Origin of the sequence: Streptosporangium sp. NPDC006013, from assembly GCF_040614275.1 — a bacterium.
In the GTDB taxonomy this organism is placed as follows: Bacteria; Actinomycetota; Actinomycetes; order Streptosporangiales; family Streptosporangiaceae; genus Streptosporangium.
This window is the reverse complement of the sequence record NZ_JBEXUE010000875.1, coordinates 1-1,963: the sequence shown is the minus strand read 5'-3', so window position 1 is coordinate 1,963 and position 1,963 is coordinate 1. Positions and strand designations below refer to the sequence as shown.

Genomic DNA, 1,963 nt, shown 5'->3' with positions numbered 1-1,963 from the left:
GATCTCCAGGAACTCGTGCTCCGCCTCCGGGCACTCGACCGCAGGCGCGCGCACAACAGGCCGCCCGTACGCGAGATCGCCGGCCTGCGCCTGGATGGATCAGGTCCGCCAACCGGTGCGGTTCGCCGATGGTGTGCGGGGGCTGCGTGGTCAGGGTGTGCGGGCCTATCTGGAGCTGGGCCCCGACGGCGTGCTGACCGCCATGGCCGACGACACCCTCACCGCTCTCGCCGGCTCAGACGAGTCTGCCCGCTCCCTGGTGGTCGCCGAGGACTCGAATACCCATCACCTCACCACGGGTGCGTACGCGGAATCGGACCTGGTTCTGGTGCCGGTGCTGCGTAGGGACCGCGACGAGGAATCGGCGGCCATATCGGCGCTGGCCGAGTTGTACGTGCACGGTGTGGCGGTGGACTGGCGGGCAGTGCTTCCGGTTGGGTCCCGGGTCGAGTTGCCGACGTATGCCTTCCAGCGGAAGTGGTTCTGGCCGCAGGGTGCCGGTTCGCGGGTTGGGAATGTGGCGGCTGCCGGGTTGGCGGCCGCGAGTCATCCGTTGCTGGGTGCGGCGATGGGGCTGGCCGGCGCCGATGGGGTGTTGTTGACCGGCCGGTTGTCGCTGCGGTCGCATCCGTGGCTGGCCGATCACGCGGTGGGTGGGATGGTGATCTTCCCGGGTACCGGGTTCCTTGAGTTGGCGATCCGGGCGGGTGATCAGGTCGGCTGCGATCTGGTGGAGGAGCTGACGCTCGTCGCGCCGTTGGTTCTGGGCGAGGATGACGCGATCGCGGTACAGGTCTGGGTGGGGGCCGCCGAGGAGTCGGGCCGTCGTGGTGTGAGCGTCTACGCCCGGCCGGCTGAGGCCGCCGATGAGGAGCCGTGGGTCGAGCACGCCGCCGGCGTGCTGACGGGCGGCGGTCGGGTGGCCGAGGCGTTCGACGCGACGGTCTGGCCACCACAGGGGGCGACGGCGATCGAGCTGGACGGGTTGTACGACCAGTTCGCCGAGGACGGGCTGAGTTACGGGCCGGTGTTCCAGGGGCTGCGGGCTGCCTGGCGCGGCGCCGACGGTGAGGTGTTCGCGGAGGTCGTTCTGCCCGAGCAGGTCGGTGACGCGGCTTCGTTCGGGATGCATCCGGCGTTGCTGGACGCGGCGCTGCACGCGGTGAGCTTCGCCGGGCTGGACGTTTCCGGGGGCGGCCGGTTGCCGTTCTCGTGGAGTGAGGTGTGTCTGCACGCTGGCGGCGCTTCGCTGCTGCGGGTGAGGCTGGCCAGGACAGGCGACGATTCGGTTTCGGTGAACGCGGTGGACGCCGTCGGGGAGCCGGTGCTGTCGGCGCGGTCGCTGGTGCTCCGCCCTATCCTGTCCGACCAACTCGTCACAGCCTCCCGTGAGCGTGGGGTGGAGCGGGACGTGCTGTTCGGGGTGGAGTGGGTGCCGCTGACGGAGCTCCCGGCGGCCGATCCAGGGCTGGTGGCGATGTCTGGCCCGGACTTGCTGGGTCTCGCGGGGGTTTGGCAGGCGGACGGGCGTGAGGTTCGGGTTCATGCGGACCTGGCGTCGTTGGTGGAGGCGGGTCCGGTGCCGGGTGTGGTGCTGGCGGAGGTGGTCGCGGACCCGGCGGGTGGGGTGGTGGAGTCGGCGCACGAGTTGGCCGCCCGTGTGTTGGGTCTGGTGCAGGCGTGGCTGGCCGATGACCGGTTCGGCGATTCCCGCCTGACGGTTGTCACTCGGGGCGCGGTCGTGGCGCGGGAGGGGGACGCTGTCGCCGATCTTCCGGCTGCGGCGGTGTGGGGTCTGGTACGGAGCGCGCAGTCGGAGAATCCCGGCCGGTTCGTGCTGGTGGATGTGGACGGGCAGGAGATCTCTTCGTCGGTGCTGGCCGGTGTGCTGGCGTCGGGTGAGCCGCAGGTGGCGGTGCGCGAGGGTGGGGTGCGGGTTGCCCGGCTGGTACGGGTGAAGCCT

Annotated in this window: 1 protein-coding gene and 1 pseudogene; both read left to right on the top strand. The window is 70.9% G+C overall.

What is annotated here, in order from left to right:
- Positions 1 to 96, top strand: a pseudogene (locus tag ABZ260_RS50540) (response regulator transcription factor); the annotation flags it as partial.
- Positions 95 to 1,963 (top strand): polyketide synthase dehydratase domain-containing protein (locus ABZ260_RS50535; protein ID WP_355632972.1); only part of this gene is annotated, 1,869 nt, incomplete at its 3' end. The pseudogene ABZ260_RS50540 and the gene ABZ260_RS50535, both read left to right, overlap by 2 nt.